We start from the raw sequence: 19,671 nt of genomic DNA on the forward strand, positions 1-19,671 counted from the left end.
TCTAATCCCTTTTAGGTAAGGTCGATTCTGGTCGAATCATGCCGAAACCTATCGAATTTTTGGAGCCCAGACCTGTATTAAGTAGAAAAGATAAATATTCCGGTTTGGCTTTCAACCGGTACATGCCTTTCCAGCCGGTAATCCAAGTCGATTTGTAATTCGTGACAACTTTGTCGCGACTGTCTACTTGAATGGGTTCGACAGAAAGGACCTGGCCTTCCTCTGCAAAGGGTTTATTGTAAAATGCTTCATATTTGCGAATAAAATTTTCCTCCAGTAAATGCTCAAACACTTTATCAAACGGTGAAAAGAAATGCGTAATTTTGCTTCCATCCCTACGTTCAAACGTTGAATATACAGTAATCGGCGATAAAGCGCGGACAACGATTTCACTATCTTGCACTTCCAGTTTGTCAAATTCCAATGATTCAACCTTTAAAGAAACGCCATTCATCTCTAAATCTGCAGATAATAATAAAAAATTTGCAGTTTTTTCCACAATATCTGGTATAATTGAACTAATAGACAGATATAATTTGTCATAAAATGTTAGTTTTTTAGTTTCTTTATCATAAGTTATATTTGACGACTGCAAGGTGCTGAATACAAACAGCTTGTACGTGCGGTTTTGATGCTGAAAACCATGTTCATGGAGAAACGTTGCTTCTTTTTGAGGCAAAATCTTGTAGACGAACGCTTGAAGCAAATGTTGGTAGTTCACTGGTACTGTCAGCGGTTTTTCCAATGAAAAAGTAATGTGGATTGCTGGAATGATAATCACCTCTTATATGCAATTGTTAACTAATCCAGATAATACCAAGAATAAAAAATGGAGTCAACGGTCGACTCCATTTTTTCTATTTTTGCAACTCATCATCTTGTAGCTTATTTCCTTCTAGGTAAGATTGAATATATGCAATTGTTGACATTTCAAACTCCTACACGGATTTGATTATAAAGTATCGAATTTCCTGGCATCTCGCAAATGCAAAAAATCGCAATTCGATTTCCTATTTTTGGGTTTACTCTCATTTCCAATATAGTTCAGCAACTATTCTTAACGAAAAATATAAATTCATCACAAATCGTGAAAATGAAGGGGCTGGGACAAAACTAGCTTCTAGATAGGAAAAAAGGGCTGAGCCCAAGGTCGATTCAATCGACTTTTCGGACAGCCCCTTCCTCTTCTTCGTCATCATTCAGCACTAAAAAAGCGCCCCATTTTTTTATAATGTTCATTAGTGAGGATTTTGTCGATTTCTGCTTCGCTATTTTCTTCCTCCGTTACAGGAAGCGTCATTCCTGCGTATCCCCAGCCATTTGACTCAAGCCATTCAACGAAATCATCTATAAATTCATCGTATCCTTTGTCGCAGTTTACAATGTATCCGTCTAATCGGATGTCAAATCGCATGAAGTATTCCCCTTTCAATAACTCTTATCAGTTCTTCATTTGGTACTGTAATATCTTAGCTAGATTTTCTTATTCTGCTATTTCCTTTTCGGCATTTCAAACACTTTTTTGAGAATTATTCATCATGCTAATTAGAAGAATGCTCACAGTTTTTCAATCAGCCAATTGCAAATAAAAATAACCGCGCATTCATCGATACAATGCGCGACTTGTCGTTGTGATTGGTTTTTAATCCTTTAAAATCATACCCTCAATTAAATCAGTTTCGTTAATATTTTCAAAAAAATGTTCCATCTGTTATGAGTGTTTTTAGCCTTTCAACATGGAAAACAGAAGGAATGTGATGTACTTATTTTTTATTGTTGGTTGAATAGAGATTCAATCAAATCAATACATATGTTGTTGTGATTATTCTATTGATTTGATTTATTTTTCTATAAAATTTCTACATACCAATTGATGAAAAAGATATTAAGTTCAAATTTCCACACTTATTACTTCTGTAATTGGTTAAGAAAAAAATAAAATACAGACAAAATTTAAATGATCGAAAGCTATAAAAAACAGAAGCCAAAATAGCTTCTGTAATAAATGAATTATGGACAACTTATTGCTCGTAACATAAATCGATCAACATCTTTCTCCGGTCCTATGAATTCGATATTTGTACCGATGGCTTCAAAGTGTTTGCGGGCAAAGTCGATTTTCGCTCTTTCTTCTGGACGTAAAAATTCTTCAATTTCTGTTCCTTTTGTTTCAAGAACGAAGTACAGTTTTTCTTCACCATCTTTGTCAATGACAAGCGCCCAGTCAGGGTTATAGGAACCGATTGGGGTGTCGATTTTAAACCAACTTGGCAGCTTGACGTATACTTTGACGTTCTCGTCGTTTTCAAAACGCTGGGCGAAGCTTGCTTCAATATCCGAATCATAAACAATATAGTCAAACGGTGATTTCTCACTTCGAATAGCATTGTCGTTTAAGTAGGCCAGCAGCTCTTCGTTTTGGAGCAATTCGACGGCATAATACGCATCGTCGCCGATTTTGTAATATTTGACACCGTCATTGAGCAATAATCTCATTTCCCGCTGGATGATTTTCGTCACTTCTTCAATAAACTTTTGCGGGTTGTTTTTAAAATCGTCAAGGCGCTTGCAGCCTGTTAAAATACGGACAAGCGTTTTGCGTGTTAAATTTGTGCGATTTTGCAATTCGGTGATTAAATCTGGTAAAGTATGATGAACAGTTGCATAATCTTCGACGCTTTCGCTCACAGTTTGCGCATGAATTCCTTCCACTTTGTCCATCGTCACTTGATCTTTTCGGCTTAAAATACGAATTTTATGAATCGGCGGCATTTTTTGAATGCTTGCAATGCTTTTCTTAATTAATTGTTCGCTATCGAATTCAACAGAATAGACAGTTTTATATTTTATTCTCTCCCACAACTGAATAAACTCTTCACTATCTAAAATCGCTTTATTCAATTGAACTTTTTTTCGATCGTTTGCATTTTTTATCGGCAAGCGTTGTAGATAATTTTTAATTTCTTTGATAATAGCCGGCTTCCAAGGTTGAAACTCATCACTGAAGTTTAATTCATGCTTGTCTAACGCTTCTTTTAACGATGGCTTTGCCTTTCCATTTTCGTCAATATAATCATGTTGTTTCAGTTCTTCATATAATTTTGCCGACAACTCATACCCCATTTGCACAGGTTCTTCTGTATCTGGATCGATATACACTAGCTTCGCAAACACATGCTTTTCGAATTTGCCAAATGTCACTCCTGTCTCCTCTTCCATTTCCTTTTGCAATGAGGCGACAAACTCTTCATATGATTCATTTGCCATAACCGTTAACGTGTTGACGTTATAGTCTTGGACACGTTCGCCATTTTGGTTCACTGCTAAACGTAAGCCGCGGCCAATCTCCTGCCGCCTTGATACATACGTCCCCGCTGAATCTTTTAACGTACAAATTTGAAACACATTCGGGTTATCCCATCCTTCGCGAAGTGCCGAGTGTGAGAAAATAAAGCGAAGCGGCTCGTCTAAGCTTAATAAGCGCTCTTTGTCTTTCATAATCAAATTGTAGACATCTGTATCCGCTTCTGTATTTCCCTTTGTATCTTTTAACCTTCCTTTTTTATCTTGCGCAAAATATCCGTTATGAACTTTCTCTACATCCATATCAACATCGATGTCATTAAATAATGTACGATATTTTGGCTTCTGAATTAATTTCTTGTATTCTTCTTCAAACATGATGGCATATTTTCCTTTAATTGGATTACCATCTTTATCATAATCACGATAGTTGGCCACTTTATCAATAAAGAAAAGACTTAACACTTTAATGCCGCGCGGTCTTAGACGCAGTTCTTTATCTAGATGCTCCTCAATCGTTTTGCGGATTTGATATCGTTTAATCGTATCGTCGTCAATATCGCCAATGACGTCACCTACTCGCAAATAATGACCGTTTACTTCAATGGACTCATTTCCTTCTGTCCAATCAATTTGTTCAACCATATAGCCGCGGTACAATTCCCGTTCTCCAGAAATATCGTATAAATCGTCCCCATACTTCACTGTTTTTGTTGTTCGTTTCACTTTGCCGCGCGTTTCAACATCAAGTTCAATTTTTGCTTTTCCTTCTTTTACTTCTACTAATTTTATATAAGGGACGTTAAATGATTCTTCAGAATGGACGGACATTACTTCAATTTTCTTTACAAGCTTTTGATTATAGGCATCCACTGCATCAAGACGGTACACCATGTTGTATTTATCGACATGGGTAGCCGAATAACGCAACGTACATAACGGATTGAGTGATGCGATCGCCTCTTTGGACTTCGGTGTCGTATCAACACTTTGTGGCTCATCGATGATGACAATCGGATTCGTTTGTTGAATGAACTCTATCGGACGATAACCGTTTAGTCGGTCGTTCGTCCGATGAATAACGTTTGCTTTATCTTCTTTTTCCGGGTCTTCAAAACTTTTACGGAAGGCATCGATATTAATAATCATCACTTGAATCGTTGTTGCCGTCGCAAAGTTACGCACTTTATCGAGCTTTTGCGAATCATAAATGAAGTACTCTAACGGCGTACGGTTGTACAACTCGTCAAAATGCTCTTTCGTAATTTGCAGTGACTTATACACACCTTCACGAATCGCCACAGACGGTACGACAATGACAAACTTTGTAAATCCGTAATGTTTATTTAATTCGTAAATCGTCCGTAAATACACATACGTTTTCCCGGTCCCCGTCTCCATTTCGACCGTAAAATTCATGCCATCGAGCGTTTCGCTACGCGGCAAACCGTTCTTCATTTGGATAGCTTGGACATTTTTTAAAATTTCTTGAGGCGTAAGGTCTAAACGGTTCCCTACGCCTAAAGCTGTTTGAATCATGCCGGCTTCTTCTTGCGTACCATAATATACAGTAAAGTTGGACTGTTTCATTTGTTGGCCTTTAAAAATTTGCACAACGGAATCAATCGCCTGCTTTTGGTAGTTTAAGTCAGAAATAAACTTTAACTTCATGGCTTATACACTCCTAACGTCCGTGATTCCGTTCTTTTTCAATGTTTGAATCGCATTTGTTTTCACTGAATCATTGATGAAACCAGACTCTTTGAAAATCACTTTTGGTGTCATATGCTCTGACTGATGTTTCATCATCTCATTAACAATGTCTAAATCAATCTCATCTTCTAGACATAATAAAACAGAACCAAATCCAACGCTGTAAATCGTTTTCCCGTTATAGTCAATCTCTTCGATTGGCGTTGTCAGCGGCAAGCCAATTTTTAGTAAAACTTCATACAATAAGTCTTCTTTTGAACGGTCTTCTTTGATGTTGTTCTGTAAATCGAAAAGGGTCTGCTCCAAGTTCTCGAGATCAGGATCCCACGTTTTGACATTGGAAGAATCAAGCTTAAACACTTTAAAACCAATATCCAAATCTGTTTTTCCTGTTTCTTGAACAATTTTTTCACCAGCACGGCGGATGCGTTCTTTCCCAATATCACAAATATTTTTATATCCCGCTTTATACGCCTCTGATTTTTCATCCGTTAACTCAGGCAATTGCACCATGATAAACTTACGATTACCGCCGTCTTCCGCATTTAACTGCATCACTGCATGGGCGGTTGTTGCTGAGCCGGAGAAGAAGTCTAATATTAAATCTTCATCATCCGTAACTAACTCAATTAGAAACTTTAGTAATAATACAGGTTTAGGGAAGTTGAAAGGATTATCAAATTCTAACAATTCTTCAACAGTTTGGGAACCTACTTTTGTGGAACCTTTTTCTCTTAAAACTGTTGGAGGGTTTACTACAGAACGTTCTTTTAAATACCTCAGTACTCCATTGCTATTAAAATAAAAACCTAAAACTTTTTGTCCTTTACTGTCATAAGTTTCTTCACCTTTAAACCAAGACTCCATTTGTTTTTTCATTGCCCATCCAGCTTCAAGAGTTACCGGCTCAGCTAATTTTCCATTTTTGGCAATCATTCTACCTTTTATAAGACGAATTTTCTCTGTGCCTCCCCATTCTCCTGTAAACTCCGTCCCATCAGGTGCTTCAAACTTAACTCCGGCTGGAAAATCAAACGTACTTGCTGGATTTTTAGCTGAAATCTTTTTAGTAGCTCGATCTTCAATTACTCCATCCCCACCTGAAAAGTTTGGGAGACTATCTTTACGTTTTGCGTAAGTTAAAATGTACTCGTGTGATCTAGTAAAATGTCCTGCTTGAGTCCCCGTTCCTAAATCCCACACTAATTCAGAAAGTAGATTTTCTTCTCCAAAAATCTCATCCATAATTTTTCTTAAATTAGCTTTTTCTCTATCATCTATAGAAACAAATATAACGCCATCTTCCCTCAACAAATTCCTCGCCAACTTTAATCTTGGATACATCATATTCAACCAATCGGTATGATATCTTCCATTCGTTTCTGTATTAGCCTTTGTTGTTTGCTCTGTCATTTCCTTGTAATTTTTAATATTATCACGGAAGTCATCTTTATACACAAAGTCCTTCCCCGTATTATATGGCGGATCGATATAAATCATTTTAATCTTGCCAAAATACGATTTTTGTAACAGCTTTAGTACTTCTAGGTTGTCTCCTTCAATATAAAGGTTTTCCGTTGTATCCCAGTTTTTGCTGGATGCTTTGTCTGGGCGGAGTGTTCCCGTTGATGGCGTTTGCGCGAGTTTCATTGCCTGCGTTTTGCCGTACCATGTGAATTCATATCGTTCATTGCGTTTTTCAATTTCTTCTCCAAGCACAAGTTTTAATTTTTCAAAGTCGATTTTTCCTTCGGTCACGACTTCCGGGAACAACTGCTTTAACGCTTCAATATTTGTTTTCACTAAATCCATCGATTTTCCGCCTAGTTTTTCCATGATGGTTCTCCTTTCATTGCAATTGTTGCTTTAACTGTTCCATTTGTTTTGTTAGCTGTTGAATTTTAATATTCATCTCTACTTTTCGATTAAACTGCGTTTCTTTTTTTAGTTTATTTTTCCATTTCGTTATTTCCGCTTCGTGTGCTTGGATTTGCGCAATGAGCTGCTGTGCTTCTTCATCTTCTGCAACGATAAACGCTCCGACAACCTTTGTATGTTGAAACGCTTGTACCGCTAAATGAATATCTTTATAAAACTGAAAAAAATGAGAAAATGATAGGTTCGTAATATGAATCGTTTTTATAAACTGATGGACCGTTTCATCATCCCCGTCCAATTGAAACCAAGGAGTGTAATACGATTCTTCCAGTACAACCTGCGACATATCTACTTTATTTAATCGTTTTAAGCATGTGCCGATTTGAAAGTTTCCTTGCTTTTCAAAGACAATCACCACAGGGTTCGGAAGCGCCCCTTGGATGATTTCACCGATGACCGGCAGATGATTGTCATTCGCTTCCTCCCTCAGTTGAATCGTAATAAACATAACCCCTTCATAATGGTATTCTTCGTTGATAAATGGCTGGATATTGATTGTGCTCGGGGTTAATAAATAACTTAATTCCATTCGTTCAATATATTTTGTAATGTAGTCTTTTTCTTTCTTGTTTAAATCGGCGAAATCATAGAACATCTTTTTATCTAATTTTTTATTGAGCGGACGAACTTTATCGTCCAGCCCAATCATACGGTAAAACGTTAATCCAGCCATCGTTCTCACCCTTTTATAATGAGATAAGAAATGATTTCAAAATCCTGCAAACTTGTATTCGCATTTGTCACAAGACTATCTAAGTTTCCTAAGCTAAAAATATTCAATGTCAATTGCTGATCGATTTTCCCAACGATATCTTCAACCGCTTTTTCTAACAGCGTTTTATATCGCCCCATGTCTTTACCGTGCTTTGTTTCTTCATAAAATGCCGCATACAGCTGTTGTTCTACTTCCTTTTGTCCATTACATAGCGAACGATAGATATCGAGAATTTTCTTGATATGGACATGGTTATATAACACTTCGCCGTCTTCTTTCACATAAATCAAATAATATGGATGAAGTGCGTTTTGTTCGCTAGAGGCTGTAAAGTTATTGATTTGTTTCAAGCAGAAAATGACTCCCGGCTTAATTTCTTCTCGAAGTTTTTCATTTTTATTCGTTGTAATACTAAATAGACCTAAAGGAGCCTTCTCGATTACATCTTTGTTTTTCTTCATGAAATTTAATAAATCCATTCGGAAATCATCCATCGTGAAATCCGTTAATGAAATATTCCCAGAAATATCTTCTAAATCAATGACTTCATTTTGTAATTTTTCGAGTTGTTTCCGGCGATACTCTAAATCTTTCATTTCGTTGCTGTTGTCGGCGATAACGTTTTCTTCCCCGGTGGAAGAGATATCAAGAATGGTCATTCGGTCTTTGACCCTGCCGACTAGATTAATATATTCGTCTAACTCCATCGACGGCCAAAAGTTCACTAACTGAATACGTTCATTTTTACTTCCAAGTCGGTCAATACGTCCAAATCGTTGAATGATACGCACTGGGTTCCAGTGGATATCATAATTGACAAGATAATCGCAATCTTGCAAGTTTTGCCCTTCAGAAATACAGTCGGTTGCAATGAGAATATCAATCTCTTCCGTCATATTCGGCATGACTTTCGCTCTCTCTTTAGAAATGGGTGAAAAGTTCGTTAACACACTATTGAAATCCACTTTTTTGAACTTCAATGTTGTCTTTGGATGATCAGAACCTGTGACAACGGCAGAGTGCAGCCCGAAATTTTGTAAAATCCACTGATGTAAGTTCTCATATAAATATTTTGCCGTATCAGCAAACGCGGTAAAAATTAATAGTTTTTTATTTTGGCCATTAATTGGATTTTCGATTTTATTTTTAATCACTTTTTTCAATGCCAATAATTTTTTATCACGCTCAGGTGTAACCTTTTTTGCCTGTACGAGCAGCTTTGCTAAAATCTCGCGGTCATACAGCAAATCTTGCTTCCAGCGAATGAGATCCATGTCTTTCATTAATATTTTTACTTTGGATCCAATGAGCGCATCTTCTAATTCTGGGTCTTCAATATCAATATCTGTAATGTCTCCGATCGTTTCATTTCCTGGATTATAGTTATCAATTTTATCAATTAGTGAATCAATATTATGAATAATATTTTGTAATGTTAGAGAAAACGAATGAATGCTGCTTTCTAAACGTTTTAATAAATTCGATTTCATCAAATGTACAAGGCTATTTTCGCGGTCTGTTTGTCTAAAAATTCTTCCATTGGCGACTTTCGTATCGTATTTTTCGCTATAGACGTCTTTCATGTGCGGCAAAATATATTGCATCGGCGAATACACCGCTAATCGTAAACGCAATATTTCGTTATTAATTTTTTCAAGTGCTGGAAACTCATCTTTTTCATCAATCGTTTCCTTTATATTGATTGGCTTTAAACGCATTGGAAATTGACCGATATCTTTCACATTATAATATTTTTCAATATGCCGACGAGAGCGAGCAATCGTTAGCGAATCAAGAAGTGTGAAATAATCCCAGCTTAACATTTCCAGCAATCGTTCGGTTGTCCGTTTTTCTTCAGGCAAGTTGCTCCATTTGTTAAACTGTGATTGCGCCAAACGAATCGTTTGGCTGATGCTTTTAATGTTTGCCATTTCCGCTAACGCTTTGTCATTTCCTTCTGTAATAAAAGCTATTTGGTTTTTTAAATCGTCGAGCTTATTGTTAACCGGAGTAGCGGAAAGCATCAACACTTTCGTTTTTACCCCCGCTTTAATAATATCGTTCATTAGTCTTGAATATCTTGTGACGCGGTCGTTGCGCGGATCGTTATTGCGGAAATTATGAGATTCGTCGATGACAACTAAATCGTAGTTCCCCCAGTTTACATGTTCGAGGTTAATGTCTCCGCTATAGCCACGTTCCCGAGATAAATCAGTATGGTTCAACAAATCATAAGAAAAACGGTCTTCGGCTACGATATTTCGTTTATCGTTTAAACGGTAAATCGCCCAGTTTTCTCTCAATTTTTTCGGTGCTAGTACAAGAACACGATGATTGCGCAATTCATAATATTTAATGACCGCTAACGCTTCAAACGTTTTTCCTAAACCGACGCTATCGGCAATAATGCAGCCGCCGTACGTTTCGATTTTGTTGATGGCACCAATCACACCATCGCGCTGAAAATCATAAAGTTTATTCCAAATCAGCGTATTTTCAAACCCTGTTCTCGTTTGTAACGCCTCGTAATCTTTCGTATCTTGTAAAAAATCTTTGAAAAGATTGTAGAGTGTAACAAAGTAAATAAACTCCGGCGAATTTTCTTTATATAACACTTCTAAACGCCGTAATATTTGTTCTTTCACATCTTGTAATGCATACTCATTTTGCCAAATCGCCTCGAAATTGCGAAGGAGTTGTGTATTTGATTCCGTATCATCTACAATATTGTTAATGTATATATTGGATGAGTTGCTGTAGCCTAATCCCGGACTTGAGAATGGTGCTCCACCGACAAGGCCGATTTGCGTTCCGTCTTTGTTTTCGACATGATATAGTCCGCCTTGAATTCGCTGATTAGTAACTGACTTGATTTGTGCTTTTTGTTTCAACCATTTTGCAAATTCTTTAGCGATATAGGCTTGGTTTAACTCTACTTTATATTTTTGTTCTTCTTCAACCCCATACAACAAAGCTTCTTTTTTTTCCATTTGTTCCTTTAATAAGTTGCCGCCTTGTACAAAAGCAGGCTCTGTGAAAATAAAGCGAAACTCCTCTAATTGAAAAAGCTCTTTCTTTAATTCGACAAAAGCATATAAAGTAAATTGTGCAGCAGCAACAGATAACTTACTGCCCTTTGCAATATATTCTTTTAATACATCCCCCACTAATCCACTTTGTTTATTATCAATAATTCCTCTCGACATCTTTCGATCTGAACTCCTTTATGAAAATGTCCAACAATTCAACATGTTGGGACATAATAAACTTCTTTTATATCAATATAGTCATATTATACTAAAATAAAAACCGAAAAATCTTGAGAATTATGTCGATAAAATAGTAATATCTCCTGTAAGATAAACAGAATCTTTCGACCTCAGTTTTTAGATAGTAACTATTGTCCCCTAGATCAATCCATCTTTCTATATTTGTCGGTATCGACAACAAAATTCACAAGACTGCTCCTTTAGGTAATTGTTCAATTAGCTTTTCTGTAGGAGAAGCAGGAGGAATGTCATCTCCATCATCTTCCATACAAGTTCGCATAAGTATCAATGCTTCCTCTACCATCTCTACCGCTTCAAGTAATGTGTCTCCATAAGTAAAGCAGCCTCAAGTGTATGGAAAATTAACGATATAACAGTTATCTTCTTTACTATTTTCAATGATAGAATAAAATTCATATACAGCCATTAAAACACATCCATTGTTGTTCGTGAAATACTTTCTATTTAATTTGAGGATCAATCTCTCTCCCCAAGATATTGTTTATATAACCTCTCCGCTTCCTTCTCCATCTCTTCCACCAGCCGCTTTGGATGCACCACTTTCGCATCGGCGCCCCACGAAAGTAGCCAGCGTACCAGTCCTTTGCTGATAATGGCTCTTGTGATTAATCTGAAATGCTCGTCATCCACCCTTTTGATGTCGGCATGGAGGCCAAAGCGGTCAATCACGGCGGGAGCCAAATTATTTTTAAAAATCACTTCAATGGATGACTCTTCCCCGCCAAACATGAAAAACAACAGATTGCGATACTTGTTGATATCAAAGCCCGGCTGCACGGCAAATTTCTGTTCCAGCATGCGGATATCCCTGATCCGGTCAATCCGATAATGGTGGATACCTTCCTTTATCGTGTTATATCCAATCAAATAATACATCTCCTCATTCCAAATAATCCCATATGGATGGATGAGGTAGGTTTTGGGATCCGGGCTTCCGGATAGCACAAATTCCTTCTCGGCGGAGTATCTTCCATATTGGAACTGAATGACCCGCTTTTCGGCAATGGCCTGGTGGATGCTTTGAACGGTATTGGCAAATTGCGGACTATCGATTTTCGCAAAGGTATGGACCAACTGGTTCTCCAATAAGACCGCTTCATTTTCGGAAACGAAGGCTTTCAACTTTTCGATGATTTGCTGTGTTTCCTTCACGGAAATGAAACGGGCCGAAGAAATGGCATCCATCATATAGCGCAGCTCATGGATTTCGAAAAATCGGTCCTCGATCCAGTAATCGATGTACTGGTTCCTTCCGCTTTGGGCAGCTTCTACCTTGATGAATGATTCCCCGGAAGTCAAAAACTTCAAATCATTTCGAACCGCTTTTAATCCGCCTTCTATTTGATGCATCTCCAAATATTGCAAAATATCTTCAATCGACTTCGGATGTTGTTTGGAAGAATATTTCCATAAATATTCAACAATCGTTAGAAGTCTTTTATACTTCATTAAACCACCGCTTTTCCATTCATTCTTAATTCCATTATAAACAATCATTGGTTTGTTTTATAAATGTTTCAATAAATTGACATCACAATTTCAGTACATTTTATTGTACGCAATATCATCCATTGTTGTCGAATCGGAAAGGCATAGTGATTGAATACATAGAAACGGAAAAAGGGAGTGAATTAGTTGTGACATTAGTAGAGATGTGGAGAGAAGAAGGATTGGAAACAGGGATGGAAATTGGAGAAGTACTGTTCGGAACTTGCACCCCGGAGATTACACCGGTGCCGGCCGTACATGAAAAAGTGCCAAAATCCGAATATTTATGATGTTGGCACTTAAATTATTGATGAAAGAATAGTTAACTGCAGATGTTTAGCCCGTCTTTTAAGAAATGGTTATACAGTACTGTTTAAACGAATATACTATTGTGAATTTACTAATATCGGGTTGATAAAAAAATGCTAACAAAAATATATATCTTTGATTTTGACACATAATCATCAATGCTATCCAACCAATAAATAAGAAATACCAATTGACAGACTAATTGGCATTCCAACTATACGAATCATTACAAGGTTGTTTTCCATCAATAAGGACTTGTTGTTCATCTCGAGCGGCTTACTTTTAAAATGTCACTTTGACCGGATGATTTTCTTGATAATCCATATTATCCCAAGAGAAAATATGCAAGGTCATTTCCAAGTTTTCTTTAAATTCCGGGAATTCATATCCATCCAGTTCCTCGATTTTCAACTTGGCAGTGGCCGATTTGCCCGGTGCCACCTCTTGGCTCATGACCAATAACGTCTCATCCACCATGCGTCCGTCCACAGAAACGCTCCGTGCCTGCACTTCAATGGATTCTTGCCGTTTGTTTTGAACATCGAAAACCACTTCTACCGATCTGCCCCAAATCGAATCTTCTTTCTTTACAATTTTCACAAGTGTCACTTTCACGTTATCATTATCGACAATCACTTGATTCATGTCGTTTTCATTTTCCGACGCCTCATCCGCTTGTGTTTCTTCCGCCGGTTGTTCGGTTTCCGTTTTCTCTACACCTCCGTCCAATTTTTCCTCCGTCGTTTCACCGCATGCCATCAATGAAAGGAATAACATGAAAATTGCAATAGGATAAAAGAATTTTTTCATCGTCATAACCTCCTATTTATTACTCTTCCATTTTCTCCAAATCTTTCGGATAATTCGCTTCGCCGATGATTTCTTTGGTCGCCTCATCTTTCACAACGAGTCTGACATTATAGTTTTCCGGATCGGCGCCGTCAAACAGCTGATACATTGCGCCCGATAGACCCAATCCAAAAACGGCGAATCCATCGAAACTGTTTTCATATTCATTTCTGTCCACCCATAACGTAAATTCAGAGAAATCCTTGTTGTATTCAACATCTTTGATCGATGCAAAATCTTCGCCATTTTTCAAATCCTCGATTGTTTCGAGCAAGGATGTTTTCATCTCGGACATCATTTCCTTATGCTTTGTTTTCGACATTTTGTAAGTAAGGGATCCGTCCTCATTCTTCGTCACTTCGATCCCTTCTTTTTCCGCTTCCGCAATAGACTGATCAATATCCCCGCCTTCAAAGAAGCTGGCCGGCAATGTCACTTCCACATTGAATAACCCTTTGTCGACATTGATGCCTTCGCTATCCGTTTCCTTTTCCTGCTGTTGAGCCTCGTTTGCCTTGCCCTCCTCATCTGCATTGCACGCTGTAAGAAGGGCGATCAATAATAATAATGCTGCGAATATAAGTTTCTTCATGTTGTACCTCCATTTTTTAGATAATTACATTTTTATCATTTTTTTCCATTTTTGATAAGATTGAATCCAATTGAAATGAGGATGGAACATCTCACCTCCCAAAAGCCCTCAACGTATTGGATTTTTGGACCTCAACCATTTACGTTCAATCAAGAACGATTTCTAATGAAATAATAACTGAATCCGCCATTCCTGAAAGGCCCTTTGCGTCACTTCGGGAGTTTTTTTTGATTGGAATTTTTATCACTAGCGTCGCATTAAAATAATTTAACACCTTCAAATAAACCGAATTTTCTGAAATATAATCTAAACACAAAAAAATCCTTTATAATGGTTGGGTGGTAGTAAACCATCCAAATCCAATACAAAGGACAAAACCATAGATAAGTTTACACGAAAAACATCATTTGAACAATGGTTTTCACCGATTCATCGTCCATTATTTGACGACCTAGTGAAAACACATCAATTAAATCACTATACCAAGAAGCTTTATATGGCTTCATTTATGAAACTGCTTTTGTATGCCCAACTCCATGAAACCGAGAATTTACGGGCGTTGAGTGACGCTGTCTTTTTAGAAGAATTACAACGAGCAACGGGATTGGAATCGATTAGTTTTTCACAGTTAGGGAGACGAATCAATACCATCCCAACTGAGTTCTTTCAAACGATTTTTCTCGATTTAGTGGCACAAATTCATCGGAAAACCAATTTCCAAACAAGAAGAAAAGTGACAACGCCTTTGAAAATCATTGATTCGAGTACATTACCGCTTAATTTGACCAATCATAAGTGGGCAGAGTTTCGAAAAACAAAATCAGGAGTAAAGCTTCACTTACGACTTGTTTTTATGGAAAAAGGACTCTCCTATCCAGATAAAGCCGTACTCACGAATGCCAACGAACATGATCGTGGTCAACTAGAAGTATTCGTGGATGACAAAGAATGCATGTACGTGTTTGATCGTGGTTACTTGGATTATAGGCGCTTTGATCAAATGACGGAAGATGGCTATTTCTTTGTGACCCGTTTGCGTAAAAACGCTGTTGTCCGAGTGTTAGAATCCTTTTCGTTACCAGAAGATTCACCCGTATTCTCTGATGAAATGGTTGTCATTGGAACACCACAAAATCGTTCTGAAAACGTGTTTCGCTTACTCAAATTGCAAGATACAAAAGGAAATGAGCTTCATTTACTGACAAATCGGTTTGACATTGACGCAGATGAAATTGCAGAAATCTACCAATCACGTTGGGCAATCGAACTTTTTTTCAAATGGATGAAACAACATCTGAACATTAAAAAGTTTTTTGGTCACAGTGAACAAGCTGTACATCATCAAGTGTACGTAGCCATGATAGTGTACTGTCTGAATGTTTTAGCTCAGTTGAACACGAATAGCGAACGCAGTTACTTACAAATTAGTCGCTATTTGAAGGCTTCTTTGTGGAAATCCGCTCACATTTGGTTACGAAAAATCGAAGGAAACGGCGTCCCATAAAGGTTTGTCAGTCGTTGTTACACAAGTCATAGGTTATAGTAAAAAAATGGATGTTTACTACCCTCGCTTAGGTGTTTTCGTTTTATCTCTAAAGTCCAGAAAAAAATAAAACTGAAAATTCAGACATCCTTTATGCGACGGTAGTGGGGTACTCTATACTTCAGAAATACTATGATTTATGAAATTGATTCAAGTAAAAGTGTTATGACTTTTCCCCCCTTACCCCCACTTTTAATGGGGTGATTGTTCTTTATAATCTGCAATCTGCTTTACATTTGGTTCTGCTTCAATTTAAGAATAAGCCTATCAAAATGTCCTTCATATTTTACAAGTTGATAAAAACTGAAAATACCCCATTATTGCCATGATAATATATTTGCTTTTCTAAGCCACTTGAACAATTACTTACTCGACTAGAACAAAGGGGCATCAAAGGCCACTTCATTCATTACCTATGTACACCACATTGCTATGTAGTATTTGTCACGGTTTTATATACAATCTTCTCTCGGCATACTCAACACATAATGGGCAAACTTTGATTGTCTGATTATACTCATCTTTGTAAGTTCTCATATCATTGGTTTGACGTTTACAAAAATAACATACCTTTTTCGTTGGTTTCCTTTTTTGATTTTTATTTTAAGCAGACGTTATAAAATGTAATTTCCATTTAATCCTAATATATGGTAATATATACAAAAAAGGAGGTGTGGATATGATAGATTTAATTATTGTTAAGTTCTTGGTCTATTACTAACTGGTTAATCAACAATTCTTATGTTATAGGAATTACTATTAATTATTTCAATAGTATTGAAACTAAAAGGGGGAATTACCTTGAGACTAAAAAGCTTCCTGTTTTTCTTTTCCATTTTCTTATTTTCTAATGCTTTAATGGCAAACGCTAATGAAAGTAAAACTATTGATTTACTAAAAGATGAGGAAATTACGATTTTGATGTAGGTCTTACTGATAGTGAAATTAACGAATTTCCTGTAGAAGTTCTACATCAATTAATAAATAATAATGCAAAAAAAATCTATTTTAATCAAGAACATTTAGTTTTAGATCAAAATAATGAATTAAATAAGATTTCGCCATTAGTCAAAAAAGATACAGACATTACTGTAGGCGCAGCTGCATTTGAAGTCAAAAGTGACAGAGCTGGTCAAAAGAAACTGTATGTGTACGGTAATTTTAATTGGCTTAAAAGTCCTCCAAGTAGATGGACTGATGCACTTTCTATTGGTTGGCCGGAGTCTGCAGAGCTATCGTTTCCAATAAGTAGTAGAGGGGATATTGCACAATATGAAGCCAAATATTTATATAGGGATGGTCCATACAGTGCATTCGGATGGCAAACTGGTAAATCAGCTACACAACCTGATAAAGTTGCATCTTTATCAGGAGTAGGGTTTAGATTTAATTTAAAGAGTGGAATTGGTTTTACAGAGCACAAGGGATATGTTGGGCAATACCTTTATACTAAGAAATCACAAGGTTTATTTAATGTACTTGTGAGATATGGTCATTACACAATCTCATTATCACCATCTTTTACAGTTTACCCGTCAGTAGGTCTAGCTGTTACTCCTGTGCTTAGAAATACAACTTTAAACTCCTACGCTGTATTAAGTTGGTGATTAAAATTAATTATAATGATAAAGGTGTAATATGGGACTATTAGTTTGGTTAATCATATCTATATTATTTATATTAAGTTATTACTTCAAAATTAAATACATTGAATCAATACTAGCAGAAAGTAAACCTAATAGTAATAATTATAAAATTTTAACTATTACCCTATTCTCAGTAGGGATATTAATTATTTCTTTTTTGCTAGTAGAGCTTTTATTCTTAAATCAGTTTAGATTCTAACCTAGATTATTCACCATCAACACAAAATCCCACAGTAAAGCGGATTGAACTGCACCCCAATTATTAGTCACTATCTAACATTGGAGGTGCAGTTTTTCTATGGGGAAAATGACCGTGTCTAACTATTAGCGATCACTTCAATACAAGGAGGAACCGGTATGACTTTATTTCAAACCTACATTTCGAACACAAATGAAACTTTCCCATCGGTAATCGTTAATTTTGCATCAAACGACTTTCCTGCTTTTGATGTAAACCCTTTAATCATGGATGTAGTTCCTTTTTCCAATAAATCTGTGACCTGCTTGTCTGTTAACTTTTTCCCTAAAATCGTTCGATTGATCGTAAACTTACAACCGTTACGATAATTGCTACAACCGATAAATGTCTTTCGATCTATCATCGTTCCTTTTCGACAAGACGGACAGCTACCAAAGTGATCAGTCTGTTGTTCTTGAGCAAATGATACCGTTTCGATTTCTTGCATTGCAGCTGGTGCGGTTTCTAACAAATCCGATATAAACCTTTTCGTCTGTGCAACGAAGACCTCTTTTGTACCGCTTCCTTCACCAATCTTTTTCAAGTAACTTTCCCACTTTGCTGTCATTGCAGGACTTGCAAGCATGGTGTTATGGATGGCTTCACAAAGAAGCTCACCCTTTTTCGTAATCGAAACTATGTTCTTGTTGATATCAATATAGCCATTCTTTTTAACTGTTTCGATAATGCTTGCACGAGTAGCTTCTGTTCCAATTCCTTCAATTTCTTTCAAAATTGCAGAATCTTCTTCATCTTCTACCATTTTCCCCGAGGTTTTCATTAAATTAATTAAGCCCCCTTCTGTATATGGTTTAGGTGGGCTGGTACAAGCTTCCTTTGAATGTAACAAACTTGTTACCTTTTCATCAACAACTACAACAGGAAGTACGGGATCGTCTTCTTTTTTCTCGATACCTTCCACTGATTTTGTAAATAACAGTTTCCACCCTTTATCAATTTCAACTTTCCCAATACTTTCAAATTCAATATCATTTACAGAAGTAAGTATTTTCGTTTCTTCATAAACATAATCTCGATGAAACATCGCAAGTGTTGTAAGTACGATTTCTTCATAAATCGATTTTTCTTCTGTTGTCAGACCGTTCAGATTCGTATCAGACGGTATAGTTTTCGTTGGAATAATTGCATAATGCTCCTGTACTTTCGAATTATCGACATAGCGTTTATTAACTTTTAAATTTACTTCAAACGTAACGTTTAACAACTCTTTATATCGTTCGAGATTCTCAACTAAATACAAAAATTCATTTTCCGTAATATAATTGGAGTCGGTACGTGGATAAGTAACTAATTTCTTCTCATATAAAGATTGCATCACTTCTAATACTTTTGCAGGACTATACTTCCACTTTTTATTGGCAACCGTTTGTAACGTTGATAACGAATGCAATTTAGGAGATTTTACACGTTTTTCTTTCTTCTCAACAGAGACAACCATACCACTTATTTCTGAATCAAGTAAACAACCGTTGTCCTCAACAAATGATTGTAATGGTTCAATCGTATCCGTTCGAATGTTTTTAGCTTTCCCCATATACATACCGTTTGCTGTTTTAAACTCACCAACTAGTTCAAAAAATGGTTTCGAAACAAACTGTTCGATTTCCTTTTGGCGCTGATAAATGAGATAACATAAAGGGCTCTGAACACGCCCAACCGACAACGTCATATTCACACCTTTTTCATGCATTAACAAGCTATATAATTGACTGGCGTTCATCCCAACGAGCCAATCACTGATTTGACGAGCCTTTGCTTCTTCATACATCAATAAGTCTTTTGAATTATCCAATAAGCTATTAAAACCTTTTCTTACTTCTTCTACTTCTAGCGAATTAATCCATAAACGTTTAATCTTCTTATTTTTCACGTCCGTCTTATTCAAAATAGAATAAAAAATAGGGTAATCGGATTAGTGAGTTGAAAGAGGGTTAAAACTCTCCCTCTTCCATCGCTCTCACTAAAGTTGAAATGTCTGCTCCAAGTGTAACTGGTGGCCACTGTGCAATGTCATCCCAAAAGTTTC

At 36.7% G+C, this 19,671-nt stretch carries 13 protein-coding genes and 1 pseudogene; 3 read left to right on the forward strand and 11 right to left on the reverse strand.

Translation table 11 applies throughout. The features are described from left to right. Position 1: 1 nt before the first annotated feature. From cas6 to ACFPOH_RS01750, 8 genes and pseudogenes are all read right to left on the reverse strand, one after another. Positions 2 to 781 carry a CRISPR-associated endoribonuclease Cas6 gene (cas6, locus tag ACFPOH_RS01715; RefSeq protein ID WP_342581489.1) on the reverse strand — a complete coding sequence of 260 codons (780 nt, stop codon included), beginning with the start codon at positions 779 to 781 and terminating at the stop codon, positions 2 to 4. Positions 782 to 1,195: 414 nt separating this feature from the next. Next, positions 1,196 to 1,414, reverse strand: a complete 219-nt coding sequence (locus tag ACFPOH_RS01720) for a hypothetical protein (RefSeq protein WP_328215948.1) — start codon at positions 1,412 to 1,414, stop codon at positions 1,196 to 1,198. 596 nt (positions 1,415 to 2,010) lie between these two features. After that, entirely contained in the window at positions 2,011 to 4,974 is a 2,964-nt protein-coding gene (locus tag ACFPOH_RS01725; protein ID WP_390308702.1) for a type III restriction-modification system endonuclease, read from the reverse strand. Positions 4,975 to 4,977: 3 nt separating this feature from the next. Then, a complete protein-coding gene (locus ACFPOH_RS01730; protein WP_390308703.1) occupies positions 4,978 to 6,852 on the reverse strand; it encodes a site-specific DNA-methyltransferase in 1,875 nt (624 codons plus the stop codon). A gap of 13 nt (positions 6,853 to 6,865) precedes the next feature. Continuing rightward, a complete protein-coding gene (locus tag ACFPOH_RS01735; RefSeq protein ID WP_390308704.1) occupies positions 6,866 to 7,627 on the reverse strand; it encodes a DUF4391 domain-containing protein in 762 nt (253 codons plus the stop codon). Between the two features lie 5 nt (positions 7,628 to 7,632). Next, the gene (locus tag ACFPOH_RS01740; protein WP_390308705.1) at positions 7,633 to 10,875 is read right to left on the reverse strand and encodes a helicase-related protein; all 3,243 of its coding nucleotides are present in this window, start codon (positions 10,873 to 10,875) and stop codon (positions 7,633 to 7,635) included. A gap of 247 nt (positions 10,876 to 11,122) precedes the next feature. Further along, positions 11,123 to 11,272: pseudogene (locus ACFPOH_RS01745) on the reverse strand (type II toxin-antitoxin system HicB family antitoxin); the annotation flags it as partial. Positions 11,273 to 11,415: 143 nt separating this feature from the next. Further along, positions 11,416 to 12,408, reverse strand: coding sequence for a helix-turn-helix transcriptional regulator (locus ACFPOH_RS01750; RefSeq protein ID WP_390308706.1), 993 nt, complete (start codon positions 12,406 to 12,408; stop codon positions 11,416 to 11,418). 146 nt (positions 12,409 to 12,554) lie between these two features. On the opposite strand from ACFPOH_RS01750, the gene ACFPOH_RS01755 reads away from it, so the two are divergent. Beyond that, positions 12,555 to 12,737 (forward strand): hypothetical protein, encoded by a 183-nt coding sequence (locus ACFPOH_RS01755; protein WP_390308707.1) that lies wholly within the window; start codon positions 12,555 to 12,557, stop codon positions 12,735 to 12,737. 301 nt (positions 12,738 to 13,038) lie between these two features. On the opposite strand, the gene ACFPOH_RS01760 is transcribed toward ACFPOH_RS01755, so the two are convergent. Next, entirely contained in the window at positions 13,039 to 13,566 is a 528-nt protein-coding gene (locus ACFPOH_RS01760; protein ID WP_390308708.1) for a hypothetical protein, read from the reverse strand. Positions 13,567 to 13,585: 19 nt separating this feature from the next. Beyond that, positions 13,586 to 14,197, reverse strand: a complete 612-nt coding sequence (locus tag ACFPOH_RS01765) for a hypothetical protein (RefSeq protein WP_342581500.1) — start codon at positions 14,195 to 14,197, stop codon at positions 13,586 to 13,588. Between the two features lie 379 nt (positions 14,198 to 14,576). Here ACFPOH_RS01765 and ACFPOH_RS01770 point away from each other — a divergent pair, with 379 nt between their 5' ends. Both ACFPOH_RS01770 and ACFPOH_RS01775 read left to right on the forward strand, forming a co-directional pair. Then, positions 14,577 to 15,701: an IS4 family transposase gene (locus ACFPOH_RS01770; RefSeq protein ID WP_390308710.1), complete on the forward strand. Its 1,125-nt coding sequence runs from the start codon at positions 14,577 to 14,579 to the stop codon at positions 15,699 to 15,701. Positions 15,702 to 16,888: 1,187 nt separating this feature from the next. Then, positions 16,889 to 17,347 carry a hypothetical protein gene (locus tag ACFPOH_RS01775; protein ID WP_342469269.1) on the forward strand — a complete coding sequence of 153 codons (459 nt, stop codon included), beginning with the start codon at positions 16,889 to 16,891 and terminating at the stop codon, positions 17,345 to 17,347. Between the two features lie 413 nt (positions 17,348 to 17,760). Here the strand turns inward: ACFPOH_RS01775 and ACFPOH_RS01780 are convergent, their stop codons facing one another. Continuing rightward, on the reverse strand, positions 17,761 to 19,515 hold the full coding sequence (locus ACFPOH_RS01780; RefSeq protein WP_342469268.1) for a type IA DNA topoisomerase: 1,755 nt from the start codon (positions 19,513 to 19,515) through the stop codon (positions 17,761 to 17,763). Positions 19,516 to 19,671: the final 156 nt, after the last annotated feature.

Source organism: Ureibacillus suwonensis, from assembly GCF_042655065.1.
GTDB lineage: Bacteria > Bacillota > Bacilli > Bacillales_A > Planococcaceae > Ureibacillus > Ureibacillus suwonensis.

Excerpts from the sequence above, each read along its gene's own strand:
- ACFPOH_RS01720 (WP_328215948.1), bottom strand. The coding sequence starts at position 1,414 with ATGCGATTTGACATCCGATTAGACGGATACATTGTAAACTGCGACAAA.
- ACFPOH_RS01725 (WP_390308702.1), bottom strand. The coding sequence starts at position 4,974 with ATGAAGTTAAAGTTTATTTCTGACTTAAACTACCAAAAGCAGGCGATT.
- ACFPOH_RS01730 (WP_390308703.1), bottom strand. The coding sequence starts at position 6,852 with ATGGAAAAACTAGGCGGAAAATCGATGGATTTAGTGAAAACAAATATT.
- ACFPOH_RS01735 (WP_390308704.1), bottom strand. The coding sequence starts at position 7,627 with ATGGCTGGATTAACGTTTTACCGTATGATTGGGCTGGACGATAAAGTT.
- ACFPOH_RS01740 (WP_390308705.1), bottom strand. The coding sequence starts at position 10,875 with ATGTCGAGAGGAATTATTGATAATAAACAAAGTGGATTAGTGGGGGAT.
- ACFPOH_RS01750 (WP_390308706.1), bottom strand. The coding sequence starts at position 12,408 with ATGAAGTATAAAAGACTTCTAACGATTGTTGAATATTTATGGAAATAT.
- ACFPOH_RS01760 (WP_390308708.1), bottom strand. The coding sequence starts at position 13,566 with ATGAAAAAATTCTTTTATCCTATTGCAATTTTCATGTTATTCCTTTCA.
- ACFPOH_RS01765 (WP_342581500.1), bottom strand. The coding sequence starts at position 14,197 with ATGAAGAAACTTATATTCGCAGCATTATTATTATTGATCGCCCTTCTT.